Below are 24,577 nucleotides of genomic sequence, written 5' to 3' on the forward strand. Positions count from 1 at the left end.
GCGAAGCGCCTCGCTGCGCGAGGCGCGCCCGCGCTCCGCGCGGGCTTGAAGCGGCTCGCTCCGCTCCCCGCAGCGCTGCGCGCAGGGTGGTCCCTCCGCTTCGCTCCGGGACCACCAGTGAACGGGCATCGCTCCGCGATGCCCTGATGGGGGCTCCGCTTCGCTCCACCCCCGGGCCCGTCCGCTCCACCCCCGGGCCCGTCCGCTTCGCTCCCGGACCAAGCCCGCTGCGCGGGCGGCTAGCAACGGAGCGAGGGCGGCCGGGACCGGTCCGCCACCTGATGCACATGTACCACTGGCAGAACCAGCCCACCCCCTGTGCTTCAAAATGAGACCGGGATCGAGACTGGAACCACACTCCCCCACCCCTGATGCACTGTGTGAAACCCCGAGAACCCCCACACCCCCACCCTGGGACCGGCCCGGCCGGCTCCACCCTCACGAACCCACCCCACCCTCCCCCAGCCCTCTGACGCCCTCCCACACCCCCCGCGGGCCCCTTACCGCCCCGACCCACCCACAGGCCCGCAGACGGGCACACAGGCACCCTCCCGGGGTCGCCCCGGGGAGACGGCCGGACGCGGGCCCACCCCGAACCCCGGCCCGCTCGACCCCCGCCCGCTCGACCCCCGCCGGCTCGACCCCGACCCGGCCCACCGCACGGCCCACACACCCACCTGACACCCCATCACCCACCCACCACAAATCCAACCCGTCGCAACAAACCCACCAAGGACCATTCCTGAACACGCATCAAAAACACCCCCAGACCAAAACTGGAACCAACCCCAGCCACCCCCAAAAAGGCCGGACGGAATTCACAACGCGCACCCCAAACCACCGCCCGAATTCCCCACCGCTTTTGCGAGGAACACGGCCCAGGAGCACGCTAGAACACATGAACGCGTCCGCACCCATCGTCATCCACCGCCCCTCCACGACCGGCGGCCGACGCGTCACCATCCGAGGACAGATCGCCGGACTCGCCCACACCGACACGGACGTCACCGAGTTCCTACGCCGCGCCGGCCTCCCCGACGCCGAACAACTCCTCGACAACCCCACATGGGTCCAGTGGCGCGGCGGCCGGGCGCACCAGTACCAGGCCGCGTAGGAGCGCCCCAGCCTCGTGTACGTCATGCCGGTGACGTACACGAAGCCGCGGTGACGTACACGACCACCCCGGTCCGGGTCACCGGACAACGATCGGCATGACACAGGCCGCGAGGAACGCCGCACCACAGAGCGCGAGGGTCAGCGGGGCAACTGCCTGCGGGTGGCGGTGCGTCACATAGGCCAGAGCCCCGAGGACGAGCACGGCAACGAGCACCAGGAGCAGCGCGACGAGCAGAACGAGCGAGGACATGACGGATCTCCGGATTCGAGCGAGGTGAACAGAGAGCCCCGGCCGGGGCAACGACGGCACGATGCGATGACCGAGGGCTAGCCCCGCAACCCCCTCGGCGCTCAGGCCGGCTCCGCCGGCGGACACCGCCGGAGACCCGTCCCACGCACCCGTCGGGGCATCGCGGACCGCATCGCGTTCAGCGCGTCCGGAGCGCGCTGCGACCCCATCACTGTAGAGGGGCGGAAACTGCAAAAAAGGCCCCTGACCTGCGGTTAGCGCACAAACTTGTGCGCTAACACACCGTCAACGTCGCAGCTCATCCGAGGCGAATTTGGCGTCTGCGCACGACCGGCTTGGTGCCTGCGCACGACCGCGCACATGTGTGATTTACGCCACAATCCGCCGCCCGTTAGCTTCGCACCCCACTGCCCCGCAACAGCCAACGTCCTGTACGCCGCTCTGCGGAACGATCACCGTCCCGGGCGACCGGAGGGGGCCCGGGACGGGAGATAGGTCGTCAGAACGGCGCAGAGGCGGCCTGGCGGGCCTCCTGTGCTTCCTGGGACTCCTGGGCTTCCTGCGCAGCCACCGCAGCCACCGCAGCTTCCCGGGCCGCGCGAAACTCCGCATCGATGCGGTCCCGGTCGCGCTGCGCAGCGATACGGCACCGGACGCACAGCCCCTCTGCGACCACCGGCCGGCCGCAGGGCTCACTGTGGCCGAAGCAAGTGCCTTCCGGCTCGGGGTCGGGGTCGCTCATGAACGCGACCGGCACGGTCTCGTCGTCGTCCAGGGGCGGCGCGTAGTGCGCCTGGTGGGCGCAGGTCTCGCACTGCGCGCCGGTACGGGTACGGGCCGTGCAGGTGGACCCGGACGTCCCGGGGCACAACGGCCACCCGAGGTGACGGGCGCAACGGGTCTCCCCGATCACGGCCAGGGTTGGGCACAGGCCGTCGTCGCCCTCGCAGCTCACCAGCCGCTCGACACCGTGGCGCAGCTGCTCGTGCTCCTGGACCACGTCGGCCCACGCCGGGGCTGTCGGGGTGGGGACGTCCTCCCACCGGTGCCCCTCCCCGGCCGGACCGGCGGCCGGGGAATCGGGGCCGGCCGTCTGGTGCGGAACGACCGCCGTAGCCGGGGGCAACGCGCTCAGCTTCCGCAGCCGACCGGCGACGATCGCGCTCCTGGACGTCGTGATGATGGCGGGCATCTGCATGCCGATGATCGCGCGGATGGTGTCCGGGCTGTGCCCGGCCTCCAGCAGCCCATCGCACACGAGGCCCTGGTCCCGCACTGCGGTCCCCCGCAGCAGATCGGCGCGGGTCTCTTCGTCGGCCGCGCTCATCAGCAGCCGTACGCCCGGAGAGTCCGCCCGCACCACACCACCGGCCGGGCCACCCCCCGCCGTTGCTGGCGTCTTTTCCCCCGGCACCGAGGCCGCGGTGCCGGGGGCGCCCGTCACCACCCCTGAGCCGTCCCCGGCCGGTACGGGCCCGTCCTCCTGGTCCTGCTCGACGCCGCCGCCCCGTCCGTCCGTCCCCGCCGCAGGCGGCTGCGCCTCGCGCACGTCACCACCCGCAGATACGGACGGACGGACGGGAGGTCCGTCGTTGGTTCCCGAGTTCTTTGACTGGTTGTTCTCACTGTGTTGGGGATCTTCAAGTTCCCCCGTAGACGACTTGTAGTTCCCCCGTGGGCTACTTGTAGTTCCCCCGTGGGGTGGCGGCGAGGCTTCATCGCGGGGGGTCTCTGAGTTCCCCCGTTCCTTCGGCTCCGCTGCCGGAGTCTTCTTCGGTCGCGGCTTGCCCTTGTCGGTGCGTGCCTTCTTCGCCGGAGCGGGATCAATGGGCGGTCGGTCGGCGCGTGTGAGAGGGGGACGGCCGAGGCGGTCCCGCTCCGCATTGATCCGGTCGACGTTGCTGAACCAGTCGAACGGGATCAGGAGGTCATAGACGACCGGGCGTCGGTCGGCTCGGTAGTGGCGTACGAGGTTCTGGTCACCCCGGGCGATCAGGCCCCGCTTAGTCATGTTCCGCCAGCACCGCTTGACCGTCTCTTCACTCACATGCACGCGGGCCGCGATCGTGTCTTTCGACAGCCACGTGCCGCATCCGTCCGGATCGGCCTTGTCTGCCATCGCTCCGAGGACCGCGTACTCGTTCACATCGGCCACGGGAGCGTCACCGCTCAGAACCCACACCATCGCCTCAAGGCTCACAGGATCGCTCCCATGGCCGAGGACTTTTCGCGGCTCACCCCTGCTACCACAGGGCCATACCGGTCAGGGGCGTACCCCATGCGCTGTCCTTATCCGGCTCCGCACGGTGGACCACGCAACGCGTGGGTACACTCAACGAAGACCTTTGCGAGGTCGCCCGCCGCCACACTTCGGATGCCAGTCCTGTGTGGAGTACGGCGGGCATTAACTTTTTGTGAGGGCGACACTACGCCGCGTGGGCCCTGGTCTTAGAGCCGGGCCCTGCCGATCGTCGTGCTATTTCGGGTCAGTTGCGCGGTAGTAATTGCTGCTAGCGGGGCTCACTGGCCATTTGGCCGATGAGCCACGAGGCAAGGGGTAGCCGACCGCAAACAATGCTGCGGACATACGAATATCCTGCACCTCTACGATTCTTTCGGGCCTGCGCCCCCGCCCAGCGAAATAGGTGATTCGGAGGGCCCGCAGCATTGGTACACCGGTTTTCGGCATGAGCAGTGCATCCGCCTCTTCCGGCGACGGCATCCGTGCAGAGACCTCCTCGCGCCAGTGAAGGGGCTTTTCTGCCCATTCCTCTAGACGGTCATACATGCCGCCTGCGCCGGTATCGCCAGCGAGCGAAGGCAATTCGGCGGTGACCCATTCCGCGATCCATGAGTCGGCCAGTTGGCGGTGCTCGGGAATTTCTGGATCGCCAATGATTCGCTTGCGAACCGTCAGCGATGTGCCCGGTTCTACGCCCAGTGCGTCCGCGACGTCCGCCGGTACGAGGGCTGCGGACACGCGCGTCCGTTCTCCGTCCGGGTGAGGGAGGGCCCGCCAGTGCTGCACCTCGGGGCCGCTGTAGTACCCGAGTTCGTCCCGCTCGATCTGTCGATTGCGGACGGTAAGGCGGACGCGGTCCGGGTGCTCCCGTACGAACATGCCCGCCCGGCGCCGGCTCTCGATCAGCCCCTCTCTCGTCAGCAGCCCCCACGCTTTGCGCACGGTGATGTCACTGACCTCGTATTGGGCGGCAATGTCGCGCATCAGAGGGAGCGGACTGCCGGGCGCGAGTTCGCCCGCCGTGATGCGTTCTCGCAGGTCACGGGCGATCTGTTCGTATTTGGCGCTCACCGTGCAGTCCCTCCATTGATCAACACCAAGGAGACTAGCGTATACGTCAACCCTTGCTTCTGTCGCTTCTAGCGTATACGTTAGCCCACGGCAGCCAAAGCGGCCCCCGGTTGGAGCCAGGGGCCGCAGTGTGTCGCGATGTTGGAGCACCGCGACGAGTTGCCTGATCAGGCGGTAGAGCGCCTGACACGGCGGCGGCAGGGCGTTGGAGCGTCCTACCGCTGTCGGACCGAGCCACGGCTAGGTGGGAGAGGTGCCGACATGTTGATTGTCGCTGAGAAACAGGCAGAAGGGCCGGTCGGCCCGGGTGTGACTGCGGGACTGGCCGAGGAGATCGAGCGCCAGGAGCGCGAGGACGACGCGCGGGGCCCGGAGCCGGAGGCCCGGCGGGCGGTGCTGCGGGCGGGGTGGTGGCGCGAGGTCGCGGCCGTGCCGTCGCTTCCGGCGGGCTACCTCGCCGCTGACGCGGCCGGCGCGCAGCAGGAGCCGGGCGCGGACGAGATCCGGGCGCGGGCGCTGCTCTTCGCGGCGATCGGCCGTCACGGCTGGGCGCGGGTCGAGGGCGGTGCGCGGTGAGCGGCACCTTTTCGAGCAACGCGCGCAACCTGGAGTTCGGCGCGCCCCCGCCCGGTGTCCCCGCGTGCCAGGGCCTGGACCCGGAGATTTTCCACCCCAACCCGTCCGACGCGAACCGTGACCCGTCTCCGGCGGAGCGGGCGGCGCTGGCCGTGTGTGAGGTGTGCTCGGTGCGGGACTGGTGCCTGGAACGCGACATGCAGGAGTGCTCCACCGACCGCCGGATTTCCGGGGTACGGGGCGGACTGCGTGAGGCGGACCGCCGCGCGCTGCACGTCCAGCGGTTCGGCCGGCGGCCCGCGCGGCGCAAGGCGGAGGCGGGTCGATGAGTACTCTGCCGCCCTTTGCCCGGCCGTTCCCCGTGTTCGGCCGCAAGCCCACCGCCCCGGCGGCTGAGGCCCCGGAGGTCGAGGTGCCGCCGATGCCGGCGCACCCTCCGGTCGCGGTGGCCGCACCGCCCGCCGAGGAACCCGCCGCCGAGGCGGATGAGATGGCGGACGCGGCGGAGACGACCACGGACACCCGCGCGCAGCGCCGGGTACTGCGCCGCCGCGTCCAGGCCCCGGCCGCCGAGGCGGAGTCCGAGGACGCCCCGGCGCGGGAGCCGAATCCGCGGTGGCGGTGGCTCGGCTTCAACGCTGCTGCGGCCGGCGCCGGTCACCTCGCCATCTGGACGGCCACGGGTGACTCGATGGCGGGCGCCCATTACATGGCCCGCATGTCCGTCTCCGTGCCCGAACTCGCGGCGGCCGGTCTCACCCTCGTTGCCTCGTACGCGGGGTGGCGGGCCGGGGGGCTGCTGCGCGGTCTGCCCGGTGGCCTGGGCCGGATCGTGCGCCCGGCCGGGGCGCTGCTGGCCGCGCTGTGGGGGCAGGGGACCGCCCCTCTCGTACGGGACGCCCTGGACGTGATCGAGCCGTGGGGGACGCTCCTGTCCCCGCTGCTGGCCGTGTCCCCGGTAGCGGCAGCGTGCTGGTGGGGCCTGGACCGCACCGCCGCGAACGCCGCACCGCCGCTGCGGTGGGCCGCCCGCGTCCCCCTCGCGACCGTCACCCTCTCCGCTCTCCTCTACGCCCCGGGAGCCCTCCTGTGAGCCTCACCCTTCTCGCCGCCACGGACACGGCGCTTGCGTCCGGGCCGATTCTCGGATCGGTCGGCATCAGCGGACTGACCCTCTCCGCCGGGCTGTTGCTCCTGCTCGGTCTGCGCGGTTCGGACCGCGTGAAGCTCGACCGTGACAAGGCCGGCGGTTTCGGGATCGCGTTCGGCACGCTCGCGGTCGCGGCCGGGTCACTGTGGGGCGACGTCGTCAAGGGCATCAGCGAGGTGCCCACGTCCCTGATCCAGGGTTCCGGCATGGGAAACATCGGGCTCGGCGGTACCGCCCTGGCCCTGACCATCCTCACGTTTTTTCCGAAGTGGAAGCGCCTGGTGTGGCCCGCGCTGCTGGGCATCTCCGCCGGGGTCATCTATGGGCAGGCGGGCGGGATCTGGGGAATCGGCGTGAGCCTGGTCCTCAAGATCGCCGGAATTGCGGGCGCCCTGTGAGCGCGCACGCCGCCCCCGTGGGCATCGACACGACCAAGACCCCTACCGCCCCTACCGCCCCGGCCGCCCCTACCGCCCCGGCCGCCCCGGCCGCCCCGGCCGCGTCGGAGACGGGGCGTCAGGCGGCTGCGGTGCGCGGGGCGCTGGGCCAGGTGCGGGCGGTGCTCCCGGTACGGCGCGCGCTCACCGGGTTGGTGTCCGGGTCGCTCGTGCTGGCCGGTCGGGCGTGCGGCTGCGTCGGCACCGTGCTGCGGTGGGCGTGGGCGCAGGCGTCCGCCGACGCAGAGGCGCACGCCGCTGCGACGGCGCACGCCGAGAAGACCGCCAAGGTGCGCGCTAACTGGTCGCGGCGGCAGGGGGAGGACGGAGCGGCCGAGGGGGAGGCCAAGGAACTGGAAGCACTGGGGGCGGCCCCGTCCGGGCGGCGCCCGGCCCTGGAATCCCTGGCACTGCTCGCGCTGGGCGGGCTGCTCGCGGCCGGGGGTCTGGGGACTGCGGCAGCGCTGCTCGCTCCGCATCTCGCGGTGCTGGCCGAGTGGCGGCCGGTGATCCTGACCGTGGGCGGTCTGGGATGGGCGGTGGCCGCGTGGTCGGTCGCCCCTCCCCCGAAACCGGCCGCCCCCGCCGCGCCGGCCGTCGAGGGCGACGGCCAGGAGGACGACGACCAGGAGCACGGCGACGTCGAGGCGGAGCGAGGGACGGCGCTGCTGTGGCACGTCGTCGCCGCGCTGGCCGCCGCTGAATCCGCCGGCCGCGCCGGGCTCCACCTCGATGCGGTGCTCGATGGCGCGACCGAAGCGGAGCTGCTCCCCGCAGACACCGAACTGGCCGCGTTCCGGACGTGGGTGGAGGCGTGCGGACTCCCCGTCGCGGACAAGGTCGGCTACCGCATCGGCGGCCGACCGGTCACCCGCGTCGGGTTCAAAATCTCGGCGGTCGTCGAGGCGCTGGGCATGACCCCCTCGGTGCTCCTCGCGGCCCGCTCGCAGACCCCCGCCGGGGGAGCCCCCGCGACCCCCGGCCGGCCGGGCGGGGAGGGCCCCGTCCAGACCCCGGCCGAGGTGGCCCCGCCCGCCCCCGCCGAGGCCCCCGTCCCGGCCGTCCTGCGCCTCATCCCCGGTGGCCGTCAGCAGCCCTCCCAGACCCCCTCCCCGACCCTCACCCCGGGCCTGACCCAAGAAGCCCGATAGACCGCCCTATCACCGCTGTGACCTGCGGTTCTATCGGCCGCCCTAACGGCCCTAACAGGGGTCCTGACGGCCCTTCCCTAACGCTTCGACCGCCGACCCCGGGAGGGGTGCACAGATGCCCGTACGTACCGAGTCCTGGACATGGACCGTCCAGTGCACCGACCCCGACACCCCCGGCCGACGGGCCACGTTCGGCGGTGAGATCACCGCGCCCGCCGGTACGACCGAAGACGAAATCCGCCAGCGCCTCTACCCGGAGATCACCGCCCGACTGCGGCGCCGATACGGCCCCGGCGCCCGCATCGAGGACCTGGCCCCCACGTACCAGATCACCCCGGCCTGACGGCTGCCCGATCCGCCTGGGGGAGCCCTTGGCGGTGAGGGGAGCCGGACAGCCCGGACCATCACACCTGAGGAGAGACATGCCAGAGAGCAGCGCCGGGGCCGAGGACCAGATGGCGGCCGCCGTGCGAGCCGAGGAGCAGGGCCATTTCCGCAAGGCCGCGAATCTCTTCTACAAGGCCGGCGCGCAGTTTCAGACGCAGTACGGGCGCTTCGACTCCCGCGCGCTGGACGCCTTCGAGGGCGCGGCGCGCGCGGTCAGAAAGAGCGCCCTTGCCGACTGACGGTTGCCTGATCCGCCCGGCCACGGCCGGGCGGTGACGGGGAGCCGGACAGACGGCCCCACCAGAAATGCGGGACGACCGCCCTACCGCCAAGCAGATCGGTCGCCCCGCTCCGTCCCACAGAGAGACAGGAGCCCATCGTGGCACTCCGCAAGTTCATGCCCGCACGCGACCCCCAGCGTTCCCAGGACGAGCCCCAGCACGTCCGCGATTACTCCGCCAGCAACGGCGGCTACACCACCAACCCGGCCGACCGCCCGGTCCCCGGCACGCCCAAGGGCAAGAAGGGGGACCGGTCATGAGCGACATCGCGGAGCAGCAGGCAGCTGACGCCCTGGCCCAGCAGCGCATCGCGGAGGCCCAGCAGGCGGCCGAGGCCGCCGAACGGGCCCGGCAGGCGGCCGAGGCCGCCCGGCGCGGCTGACCCGGTCCGTACACCGGAGGGGGGCGGGGCGGCGCGTACGATGCGCCGCCCCGCCCGTACCCTCGATCGATTCAGTGAGGAGCACAGATTGATGACCACGACCACGACGGAGCGGCCCCCGGCTGCGGCGACCGGACCGGACAACCCGAAGCGGCGCGGCAGTATTTCGGCGGACGCCGGACCGGATTCGGTGGCCACGACCACCGTTGCAGCGACCGGCGCACCGGTTGCGGCGACCGGCGAGCAGGATGCGGCGACCGGTCCCGAGGCGGAGGAGGAGGCGCGGCCGGCCCGCCGCCATCGGGGGCTGATGATCCCCCTCGCGGTCCTCGCGGTCCTCTCCGGACTCGCGGCTGCGGTGATCGGGTTCGCGCTTTCGTACGGGGCGTTGAGGTCTGCGGCGGCCGACTGGGGGTTCGGCCCCCAGGCATGGAAGGCAGCTGCCTTCCCGCTCTCTGTCGACGGACTGATCATCGCTCTCTACACGGCGGACCTCGTGCTCGCGTGGCGGCGGATGTCTCGCCCGTGGGTGCGGATGGCGGCCCACGCCATCACCGCCGTGACGATCCTGTTGAACGTGTCGGCCGCCGCCGGGTCGGCCCCCGGCTCCCCGGGCCTGACGGACGCTCTGACCACCCACCCGGCCCGGCTGGTGTCCCACGCGGGCATGCCCATCGCGTACGTGATCCTCACCGAGGTGGCGCGCTGGGCGATCGTCCGGACCGCCGAGCTGGAGGCCGGCGCGGCGGACGACGACCGGCTGACCCTCGCTGACTGGCTGCTGCGGCTCCCTACGACCTGGGCGATTTTCCGGCACGCCAAGACGTGGCCGGCCACGTACGCGGAGGCGCGCGTGCACGTCCGTGAGCTGGCCATCTACCGCATCTGGCTGCGGCACCGCGAGGAGATCGAGGCGGGTCTCGCGGAGGGGCGAGTCGGCGTGCTGGACCGCATGCCGGAGCTCCTGGCCCCCCACGGCGTCAGCGTGGAGGAGGCGCGCTCCCTCCCGGCCCTGATGCAGGAGCGGGAGCGCCAGCGCCAGGAGGCGCAGGACCGGGCCGAGCGGAAGCGCGAGGAGCAGAAGGAGCGCCAGGAGCGCGAGGACGAGCAGGAGCGGGAGCGGCAGGAGCGCGAGGACGAGCAGGAGCGCCAGCGCCAGGACCGCGAGGACGCCCACGCCGCGAAGATCGCCGCGCTCGCCGCCGAGGCGGAGGAGATCCGGCTCGCCGGTGAGATCGCGGTGCTGCGGGCCCGGACCACGGGGCAGGCGCGCGCGGCCGAGGCGGAGGCCGAGGGGGCGGGGGCGGCTGCCGAAATGCAGGCGCAGACCGCGCTCGCGGCGGTCCGCCGGGCCGCCACGGAGGAGGAGCGGCGGGCCGCCGAGGAGGAGGCCGCGGTGGAGTCGGAGCGGGCCGCCGCAGCCAAACGCGCGGCTGCCGAACATGAGCGCGCGACCGCCGAACATGAGCGCGCGACCGCCGAAGAGGCTGCCCGGACCGCTAACGCGCGGGCGGCGGAGCAGCGCGCGCGGGCTGCCGAGGCGCAGGAGCAGGCGCGTGTGACCGAGGCTCAGCGGGTGGCTGCCGCAGACCGCGAGGAGGCTGCGCGCAGTGCGGAGCGGGCCGCTGCAATCGAGCAGGAGGCCGCCGAAACGGCCCTGCTGGCCGCTGCAACCCGGGCGCGGGCCGCTGAGGCTGAGGCGCTGGCCGGCCTGAATTCGGTGCAGATCAAAGCCCGGGTCGCGGCCCGGGTGCTGCTGAGCAACCCGAACGCGGACGGGGCGACCCTGGCCGCCGCACTCGGCGGCGCGTCCCCCTCCACCGCTAGCTCCTACCGCAAGGCAGCCCTGGAACTGATCGAGCAGGGCTACCCCGACCACGACCCCGATCTGTACCCGTTCACGGACGGGGTCCCGGTCACCATCCCGGGACAGACCGAGATCGCCGTCTAACCTCAGCAGCACAGCACAGCGAAGGGCCCCGGGGCGCAGCAATCGCCCCGGGGCCCTCGCGTTCTGTGCCGAGACTACGTCCGGTCCGGGGCCGCGATCCAGTCGGCCAGGGCGCTGTCCGTGAGCGCCTGGACCAGGACGCCGGCCGCGTGGTCGGGGCTGATACCCGCCGTACCGGCCCCGTCCGCGATCCAGGAACTGAGCCGGGCAACGTGCTCCGGACTCAGCGACCACCCACCCGTACCGGCCCCGGCCGGGCTCATTCCAAAATTTTGGAATGAGCCCTCGCCGCCCTCGCCGGAGGCGACGACCGTCCCCGTGACCGGCTCGCCGGCCGCGCCCTTGCCGCTCTTGCTCCTGGTGGTCTTGCGCGGCTTGGCGGCCTCAATCCGCCGAGGCACGAACAGCGCCTCAAGGCGCTTCGGCTTGGCGCCTCCCGCGAGGTAGTCCGCGAGGTTCGCGACCACGTCCGCCGTCACCCGGCGCCCGAGCTGCTGCCCGCGCTCGCGCAGCTCCACGTACAGGCGGGCCACCTGCTCGTGCCCCTGCTGCTCCGCGACGTCCACCAGGGCGCGGACGTGGGAGTCGGGGGCGGGCCGCTCGTACGTCGCGGCGATCTGCGCCGCGAGAGGCCACTCCCGGATTTCCAGGTAGGCGGCGGACTCGCTCATGCCGTCCCACTCGTCGTCCAGGTACTCCTGCCGGGTGCGCTCGCCGGTCTCGCCCCGGTACAGGCGCCGGCCGAACGCGGCGGCGAGAGCTTTGCCCCGCATCCACTTCGCGGCCTGGTGGTGGTCGCGGGCGGCGTGGATGCGGTCGAGCTGCTGCTGTTCCTTCGCGGTCAGCGGCCCGGCGCTGTCCAACTCCTCCGGCTCCGGGATCAGCTCCGGGACGAACGCCCGTGCTCGGTCCCGTCGCGCGGGCGTCCGGTCGCTCACGCCCCCGCCCCCACCGCCGGTAGATGCCCGCGCCGGGTCAGTTCGGTGACCAGGGCGTCGTACGGCCCCTTGCGCTCCGGTTTGTCGCACGGGAAGCCCACGGCGGACGCGATGGCTTCACGGCGGGGAATCTGAGTGGACAGGACCGACCACCGCGGATCGGTTCCCTTCTCGCCGCCGTTCGTCAACAGGGCCGCGTACTTCTTCGGTGAGGATGCCCCGGCCTGGCACCGGTTCAGCAGCACGTACGTCGTCGGCGGTTGCCCGCTCTCGCGCAGCGCCGACGATCGTCTGATCACCTTGGCGAGCGGCGTGCCCCGCTCCGGCGTCGTCAGCCGCTTGTAGTCCGGGTTGGTGGGGGAGAGCGTCAGGATCACCAGATCCACCACCTCCAGAATTGAATCCACGATGTCCGGGTGATTCTCGGCGTGCCCCGCATCAACCAGATTGATCCGGTCGTGATCCATGTCCGGGAAGATCGTTTCGGCGAATGCTGGCGTATCTGCCTCGTGCACCTCGCACGGGAAGTCGTCAGCGTCCCGCTTCCACGCCGACAGTTGCAGCGACTCGTCAGCGTCGTAACAGGTCACGGCGTGACCGGCGCGGTCCAGCGCGTACGCGAGCAGACCGGTGTTGGTGGTGCCGCCCATGGTCCTGGGCTTCAGACTGGCAATGAGCATGAGCGACACCCTACGGACCCCGGGCGGGCGTCCCTCTCCGGCCGCCGTTGCCGCGTACGTCAACGCGCCCTGCTGTACGTCACCGCGATGACGTACAGCAGGGAATTCGCGGTGACCGTCAGGGCACGTCGCCCTCCCAGTGCCACGGCCCGTCCGGGCAGTCGGGCGCCGGCTCGTACGAGGCGCGCCCGCCGCCCCCGTACGCGCCGTACGGGGTGATCAGGAGAGCACCGGTGCCGATGTCCTCGGCGGACCAGCCGGTGACGTCGACCAGCTGGCCGTCGAGCGGCCCGCCGATCAGCTCGCGGTACGCACGGCCGGGCTCGGGGCCGGCCGGGGGCTCGCTCCCGTAGACCCGTGGGTGTGGGTGTGTCATGCGCTCAGTCTGGCCCGGCGGGCCGGAGAGAGGGATGCGTATGGCGGGACAGCGAGTGAATCCCGTATGCCGCCAGGTGGGACAGTCCCTGGAATGCCAAGCGCCGTGTCATATACGAGAGTTATGCTCGCGATCTCTCCTGCACGGAGGCGCGAAAACGGGGTGTGACGTGGGAAAAAGGCGACATGGCGACAACAACGCCGATGCCCTTTCGGGTGAGTTGGCGGGCGCGATCGGTGTACTGGTCATCGTCACGGGCGGATTGGCCGCCATCAAGGACAAGTTGGACCTCTCCTGGACGGCGACGGTACTCCTCACCGCAGGCGTGCTCGTGCTGCTCGGCTATCTGGCCTGGCAGGCGCGGAGGCTCCTCGCTCGCGTGATGGCCGGTGACCTTCAAACCGGGGGGCCGAAAGCGGAGAATTCCGAAACGCCTCTCGCTTCTTCGGTAGAAGAGGTATCGGCTCCGATTGATGCGCATCTGACGGCCGCACTGAGCCGGGCCGGTGCGATCGGTAAAGAGGAATCCATCCTTGCGGAGGATGTCAGAACTGAGCGCCTGTCCGTCGGGACGGTTTACGAATTTTTGATGCCGCGTAGTCGTACGCACGAGGATGTGGCTAAAAGGCTGGGGCCCATTGCATCGATGTTCGGTGTGACCCGTCTACATTTGAAGCTGGAGACCAGCCGCCAGACCGAGCGGCGGGTGCGCCTCCTGGTGCTGAATGAGCCGCCGTTCAGCAAGGGATTTCCCGCGCCGACCCGGCATGAGATCCAGGAATTCAAGGGCGTGCCCTTCGGGCACGAGGTCACTGGGAAACTCGCCGGGGTGCCGACAATGAGCAAGGCTTCGCTTTTGGTCGGCGGGATGACGCAGACGGGTAAAACCACTCTGATCAACGGTCTCATTACATGTCTGCTGATTGCCTACCGGGACTTTGATCTGTATCTCCTGGATGGAAAGCTTTGCGGGCTGACGAAGTTCGAGAAAATTGCAGTCCGCTACGAAGCGTCTGACAGTCCAGCCGTCATGGAAAGCATGCTCGATGATCTACTGATGCGCGTCGATAGCCGGTACGCAGAATTGCAGGAAGCCATCCGGGCCCGGAAGCCTGCACCAACGTTCAAGCCAGTGTTTTTCATCATCGATGAAGCAGCCGACTTCTATGCTCACACTGGCACAGCCGAGTCAAAGGAACTGGCGCGGCGGGTAGAGGAGAAATCGCGGTCGCTGGTTGCGAAGTCCCTGGAATCCGAAATTTCGACGGTGATGCTGACGCAGCGCCCGGCGAACGATGCGATTCCCGTCAAGGTACGTGATCAATTTTTGTACCGCCTCTGTCTCTACGTGGCGTCCGAGGGTAGCGCGAAAGTTGCCCTCGGGGACTCGTATTTTGACACGGTGGCCCCGATCCACCCGGCGCTACTCGACTCCACCATCAAGGGTCAGGGCGTGCTTTTCGCCAATGGCACTTCAACGCTGATTCGCGGATTCAACTTTCCGGACACATTCATCTGGGAGACCGTGGACGCGGTGACCGCACGGCAGGTGAAAGCGATTCCCGAGTCTCCGGTGACGCGGGCTATTGGCGTTCTTCAGGCTGCCGGGGTGGAATTCATGCCTACCGCTGATCTGGCCCCCGCCCTCGGCATCACGGAAACCGACCCGACCGAGCGCGGAAAAGCCCTGAGTGCGCTCCTGGGCGTGCGAGTGGACCGGGGTGCGAAGGGAGTGCGCGGCTACCGGCTGGACGCCCTCAGAGCGGCTGCGATGGCCGGCGCGTGACCGTCACCCGGCACCGCCAGACCACCTCCCAGCGACCCTCACCCGACCGTCACCCCACGCGGCGGGTGACGGTCGGGTGAGGGTCACCAGACAGTCCCGGGTGACGGTCCGGACCAGCGAAAACAACCAGAAGGGGGGCGACGCCGGTGCGCGCCGCTACAACCGCCTATGTCGGCGTAGGAGCCACCGCGGCTGTCCTGGTGGCCGGCCTGGTCCAGGCCGCCGCCGAGGACACCGCCATCGGGCAGGCCCTCGGCGTCTCGGTGCCTGCCGAGTACCGGGCCCTGGTCGAGGACGCGGGACAGACGTGCCCGGAGATCAGCCCTAATCTGCTGGCCGCCCTCATTCAGCAGGAATCGGGTTTCGACCCCCGTGCCGAGAGCGAGGCAGGGGCGCAGGGTATTGCGCAGTTCAAGCCGTCCACCTGGGAATCCAGCGGCATCGACGGAAACGAGGACGGGGTGCGGGATGTATTCGATCCAGAGGACGCTATCCCGTCCGCCGGGAAATACCTGTGCCAGATGGCCGAGGAGACTAAAGACGTCCCCGGAAACCGGCAAGACAATATGCTGGCCGCCTACAACGCGGGTCCAGGGAAAGTCCACAAATACAATGGCGTGCCCCCGTACAAAGAGACGGAGACATACGTGAAATCAATCGGTGCGATGGCCGAGATTCCGACCGGGGAGACGGCTCCGACAACCGATCAGGCTGCCACCGCTATCAATGCCGCGAGCGATGAAATCGGCACCCCGTACTCATGGGGCGGGGGGAATGCGAGCGGCGCCAGTACCGGCACCTGTTGCTCACCCAACGGAAGCTCCGGCAAGGCCATTACGGGTTTTGATTGCTCCGGCCTCACGCTCTACGCCTATGCGCAGGCCGGTATCAGCCTGCCCCGCACAGCGGCGCAGCAATATGCCGCGTCCGAACCGGTGAAACCGGGGGATACGGCGCCCGGTGATCTGGTTTTCTACGGGTCCTCTGCGGCGTCCATTCATCACGTCGGGATCTATATCGGGAGCGGATACATGATTGAGGCTCCCCGCCCGGGTGTCGCGGTCCGTATCGCGTCCATCTATTCCATGCACGACCTGTACGCGGTCGCACGTCCTGTACGTCACGCAAACGAGGAGATCTGAAATGGGAGCGTTCGTTACCGTTGCCGGTGCGGTCGATATGTCCGGCGGTTTTGCTGATTTTTTCGACACGATCGGGTTGACGGGTGCCGGTCTCGTCACGAAAGGAATCGCCGCTGTCATCGCTGTGGTCGCGGTGCGCATGCTGCTGCAAATCTCCGGCGACCCCAAAGCGGCCCTGCAAAAGGGCTCGATGGCTGTTGGTGTGTTGTTCGTGGCCGTGATTCTCGCGATGTACGGCAGCACCTTGTTTAGCACGGTCACCGATGCGAAGCCGACGACCTCGGAGTCTTCCCGTGCTGGTGACTGATAAGGACGCCTGCAAATACATTCGGGGGGTCGCGAAAAAATACTGCCTCGGTGAGCTTCCCGAGTCCAAACCGGATAATCTGCCGCCTTCCGTTAAGAAGCCGGAGGGCGGGTTGACCGAGGGGGCATCCGATCACGTCAAGGATCTCGCGGATTCCCTGATCAAGGGCATCAAAGGGCTAGTCGCCCCTAAACGGACGTGGGCGCCGCAGGAGAGCAACAACGCGGTCTATGCACAGTTTCAGTGGCTCGGTCAGCATCTGGCTATTGCCATTTTCATGTGCGTGGTCGTCGTGTGTGCCCTGACCGCATGGCAGGGCCTACCGCGTCTGCGGCAGCTCGGTACCTCGACCGGGGCGACCCTCGCGGCCGTGGCCGGTATGGCGTCCGTGCCCGGCATCGTCGTGTTGCTCAATAAGAGCGTCAGCAGCGCGTTCCAGGCTGCGTTCGATAGCAATGAGGGGACGCTGTTCCAGACCATCAAAATCGACCTGGACAAGGCGCAGGATGCGGGTAACCCGCTCGCGCTGCTGCTCCTGGTTTCCGCGCTCGTTGTCGCGCTCGCGTTCGCGGCGCTCGTGTTCATGTGCCGCAACCTCGGCATCCTCGTGTTCGTGTGCATGGCCCCGCTGGTGCTGGCGTCCGTGGCGCGCGGGGGCGACATGACAGCCGTACGCGCCTGGGCCATGCGCCTGTTGGGGCTGATGTTCGCCCCGTTCGCGCTGCTGATCGTGATGCCGTTCGTGCCCATGGCCCGGGGGTCGCTGGTGATGGACTCCGTGCTCCTGGTGGCCGCCGACGTGATCATGATCCGTTGGATTTTCCACGGCCTTCCCTACCTCGGTCCGAGGCTCGTGCGGGCGACCCGCACCGCCGTGGAGCGCCGGACCGACAACCCCGTCATGCTGGCCCTGGCCCGCACCGCGTCCCCGGATTTCTACGAGCAGGAGTCCGTGGCCCGCACCCGGCTGGTGCCCACCCCCGGCCGCGCGATCGGCCAGGACCGGGACGTGCTGGCCGCCGCGTACGGGCTCCCGGTCCGGCCCCGTTCGCCGCAGCTCACCACGGAGTCCGCGATCGCCAAGGCCCGGGACGAGGCGCCGCGCCGGCAGCGGCTCATCGAGGCCCGGCGGGAGGCACGGGCGGCTGCCGCGCAACCCACCACCACCGGGCCCCGGCCCCCGGGTCCGCCGCCCCGACCGGGCCCCGCCCCCGGCCCCGGGCCCGCCCCCGCCCCTGCCCCGGCTCCCGGTCCTCGGCCGGCCGGGCCGGGCCGGACCCCGCCGCCGCCCTCGACACCCCCGACCCGATAGGAGGCTGACGTGTACACCCTGGCCCCCGGCTACCGCGTCCCCGCGATCCAGCGCGGACTCAGCCCCGCAGAATCCCTGCTGACGAAAATCAACGGCGGGGCCGGGGCTGCCGTGCTGATGTCGGCGCTGATCAGCCCGCCGCCCCTCGTGGCGTTCGGGGCGGTCGCCGCAGCCGCAGCCGTGCTCAACCTCGCGCCGGGGCCCCGCTCAATCGGCCGGTGGGCGGCTGTCGGGGCCCGGCACCTGACCGAGCGCACCACCCCGGCCCGTACGGTCTCCCGCAGCGGCGGCCAGACCGCGACGTGGGCCCTCTACCCGGCGCACGGCACCATGCAGGACCCCCACCGCCGCGCTGCGTTCCACACCGGGTTCGCGCGCGCCCTGGATTTCGCCGCCGGGCAGTCCCGCGCCGCCGGGATTCAGGTCCACGTGACTCACCACGGCACGGCGGGCGAGTACAGCGCCCACGCGCAGACGGTCTCCGTACACGTCCCCCGGGGGCTGGTGGGATACCCCGCACGGGTGATCGACACCATCGCCGGGGAGTTCGCCGCATTGGGTGATCTCACCCCCGTGGAGCCGGACCCTCTGCCCGCCGTGGTCCAGCGGGACGCCCGCTGGGTCGAGCTGGACACCGGCCGGTACGCGACCACCGCCCGGATCACCGCATGGCCCGAGGAATCCGCGGGGGACCTGATGCCCCGGCTGCTCCTGGGCCACGACGGCGACCGGTCCCTGTCCGTGCTCTACCGGCCGTTGCCGGCCGCGCAATCGCACCGCAGCGCGAAATGGCAGAGCGCGGCTGGTGCGGCGTTCACCACGGACAGGATCAAGCAGGATTCGCACGCGATGGCCGGCCAGGCCGTGCACGGCGCACTCGTCCAGGGCGCCACGCTCGTAGACGGCGATGCGTATCTGACGGTGTGGGGGGACAGCCCCGAGGACGTCACCGAGGCCCGCTGGCAGACCGCACTGTCCGCCGACCGGCACCGGATGCGCCTGGACTGGCTCCCGGGACAGCAGCACCGCGCCCATGTGATGACCACCGCCCACGGGGCGGCTACGGGGAAGGGGCTGGTCCTGTGATTCGCCTGCCTACCAGCCACGCCGCGATCACCGCCCCGCTGGTCGCCTCCAGCACCGAGTTTCCCGGCGTCCTGATCGGCCGGAGCCTGCTCGACGGACGGCCGGTCCACCTCTCCCCTGTCCTCACACCGGCCGCGCTCCTGCCCGCCACCAACAGCCTCGCCCTGGGCGGTATCGGCTCCGGCAAATCGACCACGGGCAAAGTGCGGGCGCGCCGTGAAATCCGCGACCACGGACACCAATACGTGGTCATCGACTCGTTCGGGGAGGACAGCACGGGTGAGTGGGGGGCACTCACCCGGGCCATGGGCGGCCAGGTCATCGAGGCCGGCACGTTCGCGCTGAACCCATGCAGCACCATGCTGCCGCGCGAGGTGCGGGAGCAGCTGCTCCGGTCGCTGATCGCGGCCGTCGAGCCCGGGGCGCTCACCTACCAGTCCACCCACGCGCTACAGCACGCGCTCAACCACCCCAAGGCAACCAACCTCAACGGGGTGGTTGATGCGCTCCTGCGGCCCGAGGACGGCCGGTGGCCGGCCGCGAAACTGGCCGACTGGGGCGAGGCCGTCGCCATAGCGCTGTCCCGGTACACGGAAGGGTCACTGACCGGCATCTTCGACCGCCCGGACGCGGCCCTCCCTCCCACCGATCTCCCGATCCTGACGTTCGATCTCAGCGCCCTGGACCGCAATTCCCCGGCCATCCCGTCGCTGATGGCGGCGGTGACGGTGTGGGTCGAGCATGTGTGGCTGCGGCAGTCCACCGCCGTACACCGCCACCTGGTCCTGGAAGAGGCGTGGCAGATCCTGCTGTCGCCCGCCACGGCCGAGTTGATTCAGAGGCTGTTGAAGAACAGCCGCAAAGCTGGCCTCTCCCTCGACGTCCTCATGCACACGCTGTCCGACCTCGGCGGCGGACGCGCTCAAGACCTCGCGAGGCTCTGCGAGGTCGCCCACATCGGGAGGCTGAATCCCGAAGAAGCCGCCGCCGTTGGCGCGCTCTACGGACTGCCTGACTGGGCCGTCGCGATGATCCCGCACCTCGACCCGGGCCAGGCCGTATGGAGGATCGGGCCCCATCACGTAGACGTGGTGGAGACCATCCGGGACGCCGACGAAGTACACCTGACCGACACCTCCGTCCGGCGCCGCGCCGCGCAAGAGGCCCTGACCGTGAGGGAGGACGACGTCCAGGAGCGCGATGTCCTCGACGTCCAGGAGCACCAGGACCAGGAGGACGACGTCCAGGAGCACGATGTCCCCGACGTCCAGGAGCACCAGGACCAAGGCCACGGCCAGAGTGTGCCGGTCGGTCTCTGGGACAGCCGGCATTACGACGCGATCGAGGCCGCCCGGCAGGGGCGGTACACCGAGGCGGCCGACCTCGCGGCCCTGGGGGAGCGCCAGGACATCACCGCGTACGGGATCATGAGCGATCAAGCCAGCGCCTGGCTGTCCACCAGGGCCAAAGTGGCCGAGCTGTCCGGCAGTTCGGCCACGGCGGCCCGTCTGCGCGCTACGGTCGGCCGCATGGGCAAGCAGGTTGAGTGGTGGGACGAGAAGCCGGCCGAACCCGGGTACGCGGGTGGCCCCGTCGCTCCGGCCGCGCACGAATCCGCGGCGACGGCCGAGGCGCCGGAGAGGCGCCGGCGGCGTGCGTGGCCGGCCGTGGCTGCTGTCGTGGTCCTCGGTCTGGGCGCCGTGTCCCTGTGGCGGCAGGCGCTCGATGATCAGGGCGAGCAGAAGGCCAAGGCGCGGACCACGGCGGGAGCGGCCGAGGCTGCGTACAAGGGTGTCTCTGCGGCCGATGTCGTGATTGACGGAGTCACGGCGGAGACGCTCGCGTCCTGGACCCGGGACGGGAGCGCGGTCATCCTCTCGGTCACGGTGGACTCGGACCAGCCGGCGCGGACAGTCCGCATTGCCTCTGGCGACCAGACCGCGCGCGAGGACATCGAGCCGGCCTCGGAGGGGCAAATCCCCATGCCCGTACAGGTGGAGGTCAGGGTGCCGATCAAGGACCGTACGGAGGCGGTCACGCTGTCGGTCGCGGTCGGAGGCGCCGACTGGAAGAAGGGCACCGAGCCACCCGCCCGCGTCATCGAGTTCCGCCCCGACCGGACAGCCCGCGACACCGAAACCGGGGAGTGGCTGAAGCAGCAGTACTCCCACCTGTGAAGCTGCCGCACCACGAAGGGCCCGTCCGTCTGGACGGGCCCTTCGTTCGTCCCGGCCGCCGCGCACAGGAGTACAGCGGCCGGGCTGTCACTGGGCCACGACGGGGGGCGGGGTCCAGTGCTCCGGAGCGGCTTGGGCGCCACACCCGAGTCACGCCGGCGGGCTCATCCTAGGGCCGCTGTCGGCCCCGGCCGCCGTGCTGGTGTACGTCACCGCCGCCCGCCGTACGTCATGTCGATGACGTACGGACGGAGAGCTCCGCACTCCCTCTCCGGAGTGATTTTTCCCCTCGCGTACGCGTATGCGATTTATGCGGTGTTTGGCCAACTAGGCGGCAAACCCTGGGTGTTGACACAAATCGCGTTGTTTGGTCATGGTTTCGACGCGGTCCGGTCGGCGGGCTGCGATGCGTGGATGGGAGTGGGTCATGGTGCGTTCGGTGCGTGTGTGGTTTGACGAGCGCGAGGCGGCCGGGCGGTTGGGGGTGTCGGTCGCGGCGTGGCGGTGGGCGGTCGCGTCGGGCCTGGTTCCGCCGGCGGACGCCGCATTGGGGGTGTGGTCGCGGGAGGTGGTGGAGGCCGCCGACCCGGAGGCGGTCCGGGCCGCGCTCCGGCTGCTCGATGCCTGGGAGGCGGCGGACCGGCTCACCCGGGCACTGGGGGAGCCGCTGGTGTGGCGGCCGGGGGTGACCGCGTCGGCGGTAGGTCACCTCGTGCGGGCCGGGCTGCTGGCCGGCCTCGGCGGCCCGCCGGACACCCCGAGCGTGCACGGGGACCAAGTGGACGCGCTCGCGCGCCGCCGTGACCTCCCGGCGCTGCTCGACCGGCACGTCCCGCTGGGCCCGGACCAGGCCTCCCGCCGCCTCGGTGTCCGCCGCACCGACCTTGACGCCGTGGTGCGCCTCGGGTGGATCGAGCCCGTCTCCACAGCGGAGATCCCCTACGCGCGCAGCCGGGGCGGCGCTACGACGGTCCCTCTCTACAGCGCCCTGGACGTCGCGCTCCTCCCGGTCGTGCGCCCCTCGGTGGACTGGCGCGCGGTCCGGGCCGCCCGCCCCGGCGCCCGGTCCCTGCTCACCGGTCAGGAGCCGGCCGCGCCGGGCGGTGGCCGGCTGCTGCTCGCGGAGGTGGCGAGGATCTGCGCAGTGGGCCGGGCGGCGGTCGTGAACTGGCGCCGCCGCCACGCCGACTTCCCCGCCCCGACCGGCGGCACCGATCCGCACCCGGAGTTCGGCCGGGCCGCGATGGTCGCCTGGCTCCTCGACCACGACAAGATCACGGTGCCCGGGGCGCCGGAGGCGTCGCCCCTGACCGTGACGGGCGCCGGAGGCGAGCGGCGCATGCGGCTCTACGACGTGGCCCTCGACCTGGTCCACGACGCGGCCGGGGAAGACCGGCTGTCCGCCTGGTGCACGGAGGCGGACGCCGATGCGCTCGCGGACCTCGCGGCCGGGGACTGCGGGGCGACCGTGCTCCGTCTCGCTGTCCCGGGCACGGCACCGCTCGCGGTGACCGGCGAGGTACGGGTACTCAGCCACCACCGGTCGGGGGAGGGTGCCGGGCTGCGTCTCACGCTGGCCTGGCCCGCCGGCCTCCGGGGCGCCTCCGCATGGACGCCCAGGGGCGGAGACGGGCTGGTCCGGCATGGTGTGCCGTTCGCCGCGCCGGGGGAAGCCTGCCGGTGCGCGCGGCACGACTGCGCCGGCCTCACCCCCGACCCCTGGTGCACCGAGCACGGCACCGCCGTCGCCCCGGTGATGGAGTGGCACCCCGGCGAAGGCATTCGGTGCGCCGACCTGACCCGGCGCCGTACAGGCGCCGCCCTCCGCACCGCGCCCGAGAGGCCGGACGGGCCGGGCCCCCGGCCAGGACGGGAGCCCGGCATCCCGGATGACCGCAGCGCCACACCACGGCATCCGGCAGCAGCATCGTACGGCGCGGACGTTCAGTGATTTACGTCACATTTCGCGATGGCTTGTCACAAAAAGGCGGTTTGTGCGCCTACTAGGTAAGTAGAAGGTGAGATGAGAAGAGTTTTTTTGCCGCGCGTCACATCTGCCCGGCATCGCCCCATAACCCATAGGTAGCAGTGCGGTTTGCTGCCTGAGCCCAACGCCCCATCCAAGACCTGCCAGGCCGTAAAAGGCCAGGTCAGGCATTGAATGGGGCGTTTTTGGTGCCCGCGCCGGGCGGGGGTTGCGGGGCTTGGGTGTCCGTCCGGCACTGTGCTCCCGGCGTCCCGGTCCGCTCAACGCGGCGTGACCAGGTCTCTCGCTCCCCTTCTATCCCATGACAGCAAAAGCTGTGCAGTCGTCATCTGTCCCGAGGGGGGACCTATGTATACAAACGTTCCGCAGCCGCCCACGCCGCCTGTGCCGCCCACGCCGCCTGTGCCGCCCACGCCGCCTGTGCCGCCCGCCGTGCCGCCCGCCGTGCCGCCTGGTGGTCCGTCTCCGTCCGTGCCTCCGCCGTCTGTGCCTGATCCGGCGTCGCAAGCGTCGGTTCGCCTTCTCTGGGTGGCGCTGGCTGCTGTGGTGACTGTGGGGGTGGGGTACGTGCTGCACGAGCATCCCGGGTGGACTGAGCAGGCGGGCGTGCTGGTCACTCTGGCGGCGGTCTGGGTCAGTGCGGTACGCCGGTGATCCGGCGTCCGGCTGCGGTCGCGGCGCCGGCCCCGGTCGGGCTATGCGGCTTGGTAGTGGTGTGCGCGTCCGCCGCGCCATTGGACCCATGTGGGGTCGTCGAGGAGCTGTTCGGCGTCGGGGAGGCCTGCGCGGCGTAGGAACTCGGTGACGTCCGTGTCGGTGTGGGCGAGTCCGGCTATCTGTCCTCGGATGGTGACGCGTCGGCCGCCGGTCGTGGAGGGGCGGTGGATGACGATGGGTGCGGACGCGTTCATGTGTTCTAGCGTGCTCCTGGGCCGTGTTCCTCGCAAAAGCGGTGCGGAATTCGGGCGGTGGTTTGGGGTGCGCGTTGTGAATTCCGTCCGGCGCTTTTTGGGGGTGGCTGGGGTTGGTTCCAGTTTTGGTCTGGGGGTGTTTTTGATGCGTTTTCAGGAATGGTCCTTGGTGGGTTTGTTGCGACGGGTTGGATTTGTGGTGGGTGGGTGATGGGTCGTCAGGTGGGTGTGTGGGCCGTGCGGTGGGCCGGGTCGGGGTCGAGCCGGCGGGGGTCGAGCGGGCCGGGGCTCGGGGTGGGCCGGTGCCCGGCCCGTCTCGCCGGGGCGGTCCCGGGAGGGTGTCTGTGTGCCCGTCTGCGGGCCCGTGGGTGGGTCGGGGCGGCAAGGGGCCCCGGGGGGTGCGGGAGGGCGTCAGAGGGCTGGGGGAGGGTGGGGTGGGTTCGTGAGGGTGGAGCCGGCCGGGCCGGTCCCGGGGTGGGGGTGTGGGGGTTCCCGGGATTTCACACAGTGCATCAGGGGTGGGGGAGTGTGGTTCCAGTCTTGATCCCGGTCTCATTTTGAAGCACGGGGGGTGGGCTGGTCTGCCAGTGGTACATGTGCATCAGGTGGCGGACCGGCCCCGGCCGCCCCGGCTCCGTAGCCAGCCGCCCGCGCAGCGGGCCCGGTCCGGGAGCGAAGCGGACGGACCCACCAGTCGCGTAGCGGCTGGTCAAGGCACGGAGCGAAGCGGAGGGCCGCCCTCGCTTCGGAGGGGGTCCGCAGCGAAGCGGAGGGCCCCGGGGCGGAGGCGCAGCCGGAGCCGGCCGGAGCGCAGCGGAGGCCCACGGGCCGCGCAGCGGCCCGTCTCGCTGTCCCATCGCGCAGCGATGGGGTACTCTCGT

Annotated in this window: 25 protein-coding genes; 18 read left to right on the forward strand and 7 right to left on the reverse strand. The window is 70.6% G+C overall.

All coding sequences use genetic code 11. The features are described 5' to 3' along the window. Window positions 1–898: 898 nt before the first annotated feature. Entirely contained in the window at window positions 899–1,114 is a 216-nt protein-coding gene (locus ACFUJY_RS34775; RefSeq protein WP_383307126.1) for a hypothetical protein, read from the forward strand. 78 nt (window positions 1,115–1,192) lie between these two features. Here the strand turns inward: ACFUJY_RS34775 and ACFUJY_RS34780 are convergent, their stop codons facing one another. From ACFUJY_RS34780 to ACFUJY_RS34790, 3 genes are all read right to left on the reverse strand, one after another. Continuing rightward, the gene (locus tag ACFUJY_RS34780; protein ID WP_383307128.1) at window positions 1,193–1,366 is read right to left on the reverse strand and encodes a hypothetical protein; all 174 of its coding nucleotides are present in this window, start codon (window positions 1,364–1,366) and stop codon (window positions 1,193–1,195) included. A 499-nt stretch (window positions 1,367–1,865) separates the two neighbouring features. Then, window positions 1,866–3,566: a hypothetical protein gene (locus ACFUJY_RS34785; protein ID WP_383307130.1), complete on the reverse strand. Its 1,701-nt coding sequence runs from the start codon at window positions 3,564–3,566 to the stop codon at window positions 1,866–1,868. Between the two features lie 276 nt (window positions 3,567–3,842). Next, window positions 3,843–4,679, reverse strand: coding sequence for a GntR family transcriptional regulator (locus ACFUJY_RS34790; protein ID WP_383307132.1), 837 nt, complete (start codon window positions 4,677–4,679; stop codon window positions 3,843–3,845). Between the two features lie 261 nt (window positions 4,680–4,940). Between ACFUJY_RS34790 and ACFUJY_RS34795 the strand changes: the two genes are divergently transcribed. From ACFUJY_RS34795 to ACFUJY_RS34840, 10 genes are all read left to right on the forward strand, one after another. After that, window positions 4,941–5,255, forward strand: coding sequence for a hypothetical protein (locus ACFUJY_RS34795; protein ID WP_383307134.1), 315 nt, complete (start codon window positions 4,941–4,943; stop codon window positions 5,253–5,255). Then, complete coding sequence (locus ACFUJY_RS34800) at window positions 5,252–5,584, forward strand: WhiB family transcriptional regulator (protein WP_383307136.1); 333 nt, start codon at window positions 5,252–5,254, stop codon at window positions 5,582–5,584. Before ACFUJY_RS34795 ends, ACFUJY_RS34800 begins: the two co-directional genes overlap by 4 nt. Then, the gene (locus tag ACFUJY_RS34805) at window positions 5,581–6,348 is read left to right on the forward strand and encodes a hypothetical protein (protein WP_383307138.1); all 768 of its coding nucleotides are present in this window, start codon (window positions 5,581–5,583) and stop codon (window positions 6,346–6,348) included. Before ACFUJY_RS34800 ends, ACFUJY_RS34805 begins: the two co-directional genes overlap by 4 nt. Next, window positions 6,345–6,803, forward strand: a complete 459-nt coding sequence (locus tag ACFUJY_RS34810; RefSeq protein ID WP_383307140.1) for a hypothetical protein — start codon at window positions 6,345–6,347, stop codon at window positions 6,801–6,803. Before ACFUJY_RS34805 ends, ACFUJY_RS34810 begins: the two co-directional genes overlap by 4 nt. Window positions 6,804–6,820: 17 nt before the next feature. After that, a complete protein-coding gene (locus ACFUJY_RS34815) occupies window positions 6,821–7,993 on the forward strand; it encodes a hypothetical protein (RefSeq protein WP_383307142.1) in 1,173 nt (390 codons plus the stop codon). Between the two features lie 115 nt (window positions 7,994–8,108). Further along, the gene (locus ACFUJY_RS34820) at window positions 8,109–8,336 is read left to right on the forward strand and encodes a hypothetical protein (protein ID WP_383307144.1); all 228 of its coding nucleotides are present in this window, start codon (window positions 8,109–8,111) and stop codon (window positions 8,334–8,336) included. Window positions 8,337–8,415: 79 nt separating this feature from the next. Further along, window positions 8,416–8,619 carry a hypothetical protein gene (locus ACFUJY_RS34825; RefSeq protein WP_383307146.1) on the forward strand — a complete coding sequence of 68 codons (204 nt, stop codon included), beginning with the start codon at window positions 8,416–8,418 and terminating at the stop codon, window positions 8,617–8,619. 140 nt (window positions 8,620–8,759) lie between these two features. Further along, on the forward strand, window positions 8,760–8,921 hold the full coding sequence (locus ACFUJY_RS34830) for a hypothetical protein (RefSeq protein WP_383307147.1): 162 nt from the start codon (window positions 8,760–8,762) through the stop codon (window positions 8,919–8,921). Further along, window positions 8,918–9,043 (forward strand): hypothetical protein, encoded by a 126-nt coding sequence (locus ACFUJY_RS34835; RefSeq protein WP_383307149.1) that lies wholly within the window; start codon window positions 8,918–8,920, stop codon window positions 9,041–9,043. The genes ACFUJY_RS34830 and ACFUJY_RS34835 overlap by 4 nt, the downstream gene beginning before the upstream one ends. Before the next feature lie 91 nt (window positions 9,044–9,134). After that, window positions 9,135–10,994, forward strand: coding sequence for a DUF2637 domain-containing protein (locus tag ACFUJY_RS34840; protein ID WP_383307151.1), 1,860 nt, complete (start codon window positions 9,135–9,137; stop codon window positions 10,992–10,994). 74 nt (window positions 10,995–11,068) lie between these two features. Here the strand turns inward: ACFUJY_RS34840 and ACFUJY_RS34845 are convergent, their stop codons facing one another. The 3 genes from ACFUJY_RS34845 to ACFUJY_RS34855 form a co-directional block, all read right to left on the reverse strand. Further along, window positions 11,069–11,932, reverse strand: coding sequence for a hypothetical protein (locus ACFUJY_RS34845; RefSeq protein WP_383307153.1), 864 nt, complete (start codon window positions 11,930–11,932; stop codon window positions 11,069–11,071). Continuing rightward, window positions 11,929–12,582, reverse strand: a complete 654-nt coding sequence (locus ACFUJY_RS34850; protein ID WP_383307155.1) for a ParA family protein — start codon at window positions 12,580–12,582, stop codon at window positions 11,929–11,931. The genes ACFUJY_RS34845 and ACFUJY_RS34850 overlap by 4 nt, the downstream gene beginning before the upstream one ends. Before the next feature lie 148 nt (window positions 12,583–12,730). Beyond that, window positions 12,731–12,988 (reverse strand): hypothetical protein, encoded by a 258-nt coding sequence (locus tag ACFUJY_RS34855; protein WP_383307157.1) that lies wholly within the window; start codon window positions 12,986–12,988, stop codon window positions 12,731–12,733. Between the two features lie 169 nt (window positions 12,989–13,157). Here ACFUJY_RS34855 and ACFUJY_RS34860 point away from each other — a divergent pair, with 169 nt between their 5' ends. The 7 genes from ACFUJY_RS34860 (at window position 13,158) to ACFUJY_RS34890 (ending at window position 22,749) form a co-directional block, all read left to right on the forward strand. After that, window positions 13,158–14,774 carry an FtsK/SpoIIIE domain-containing protein gene (locus ACFUJY_RS34860; RefSeq protein WP_383307159.1) on the forward strand — a complete coding sequence of 539 codons (1,617 nt, stop codon included), beginning with the start codon at window positions 13,158–13,160 and terminating at the stop codon, window positions 14,772–14,774. A gap of 146 nt (window positions 14,775–14,920) precedes the next feature. Beyond that, window positions 14,921–15,916 carry an NlpC/P60 family protein gene (locus ACFUJY_RS34865; protein WP_383307161.1) on the forward strand — a complete coding sequence of 332 codons (996 nt, stop codon included), beginning with the start codon at window positions 14,921–14,923 and terminating at the stop codon, window positions 15,914–15,916. Window position 15,917: 1 nt separating this feature from the next. After that, window positions 15,918–16,223: a hypothetical protein gene (locus ACFUJY_RS34870; protein ID WP_383307163.1), complete on the forward strand. Its 306-nt coding sequence runs from the start codon at window positions 15,918–15,920 to the stop codon at window positions 16,221–16,223. Then, window positions 16,210–17,535: a hypothetical protein gene (locus tag ACFUJY_RS34875; protein ID WP_383307165.1), complete on the forward strand. Its 1,326-nt coding sequence runs from the start codon at window positions 16,210–16,212 to the stop codon at window positions 17,533–17,535. Before ACFUJY_RS34870 ends, ACFUJY_RS34875 begins: the two co-directional genes overlap by 14 nt. 9 nt (window positions 17,536–17,544) lie before the next feature. Beyond that, window positions 17,545–18,621: a hypothetical protein gene (locus ACFUJY_RS34880; RefSeq protein WP_383307167.1), complete on the forward strand. Its 1,077-nt coding sequence runs from the start codon at window positions 17,545–17,547 to the stop codon at window positions 18,619–18,621. Continuing rightward, window positions 18,618–20,798 carry a hypothetical protein gene (locus ACFUJY_RS34885; protein ID WP_383307169.1) on the forward strand — a complete coding sequence of 727 codons (2,181 nt, stop codon included), beginning with the start codon at window positions 18,618–18,620 and terminating at the stop codon, window positions 20,796–20,798. The genes ACFUJY_RS34880 and ACFUJY_RS34885 overlap by 4 nt, the downstream gene beginning before the upstream one ends. A 439-nt stretch (window positions 20,799–21,237) precedes the next feature. Continuing rightward, a complete protein-coding gene (locus tag ACFUJY_RS34890; protein WP_383307171.1) occupies window positions 21,238–22,749 on the forward strand; it encodes a hypothetical protein in 1,512 nt (503 codons plus the stop codon). Window positions 22,750–23,480: 731 nt separating this feature from the next. Here the strand turns inward: ACFUJY_RS34890 and ACFUJY_RS34895 are convergent. Next, complete coding sequence (locus ACFUJY_RS34895) at window positions 23,481–23,696, reverse strand: hypothetical protein (protein ID WP_383307173.1); 216 nt, start codon at window positions 23,694–23,696, stop codon at window positions 23,481–23,483. Window positions 23,697–24,577: the final 881 nt, after the last annotated feature.

Source organism: Streptomyces sp. NPDC057249 (assembly GCF_042669245.1).
In the GTDB taxonomy this organism is placed as follows: domain Bacteria; phylum Actinomycetota; class Actinomycetes; order Streptomycetales; family Streptomycetaceae; genus Streptomyces.

Excerpts from the sequence above, each read along its gene's own strand:
- ACFUJY_RS34775 (WP_383307126.1), top strand. The coding sequence starts at position 899 with ATGAACGCGTCCGCACCCATCGTCATCCACCGCCCCTCCACGACCGGC.
- ACFUJY_RS34780 (WP_383307128.1), bottom strand. The coding sequence starts at position 1,366 with ATGTCCTCGCTCGTTCTGCTCGTCGCGCTGCTCCTGGTGCTCGTTGCC.
- ACFUJY_RS34795 (WP_383307134.1), top strand. The coding sequence starts at position 4,941 with ATGTTGATTGTCGCTGAGAAACAGGCAGAAGGGCCGGTCGGCCCGGGT.
- ACFUJY_RS34805 (WP_383307138.1), top strand. The coding sequence starts at position 5,581 with ATGAGTACTCTGCCGCCCTTTGCCCGGCCGTTCCCCGTGTTCGGCCGC.
- ACFUJY_RS34820 (WP_383307144.1), top strand. The coding sequence starts at position 8,109 with ATGCCCGTACGTACCGAGTCCTGGACATGGACCGTCCAGTGCACCGAC.
- ACFUJY_RS34825 (WP_383307146.1), top strand. The coding sequence starts at position 8,416 with ATGCCAGAGAGCAGCGCCGGGGCCGAGGACCAGATGGCGGCCGCCGTG.
- ACFUJY_RS34835 (WP_383307149.1), top strand. The coding sequence starts at position 8,918 with ATGAGCGACATCGCGGAGCAGCAGGCAGCTGACGCCCTGGCCCAGCAG.
- ACFUJY_RS34840 (WP_383307151.1), top strand. The coding sequence starts at position 9,135 with ATGACCACGACCACGACGGAGCGGCCCCCGGCTGCGGCGACCGGACCG.
- ACFUJY_RS34850 (WP_383307155.1), bottom strand. The coding sequence starts at position 12,582 with ATGGGCGGCACCACCAACACCGGTCTGCTCGCGTACGCGCTGGACCGC.
- ACFUJY_RS34855 (WP_383307157.1), bottom strand. The coding sequence starts at position 12,988 with ATGACACACCCACACCCACGGGTCTACGGGAGCGAGCCCCCGGCCGGC.
- ACFUJY_RS34870 (WP_383307163.1), top strand. The coding sequence starts at position 15,918 with ATGGGAGCGTTCGTTACCGTTGCCGGTGCGGTCGATATGTCCGGCGGT.
- ACFUJY_RS34895 (WP_383307173.1), bottom strand. The coding sequence starts at position 23,696 with ATGAACGCGTCCGCACCCATCGTCATCCACCGCCCCTCCACGACCGGC.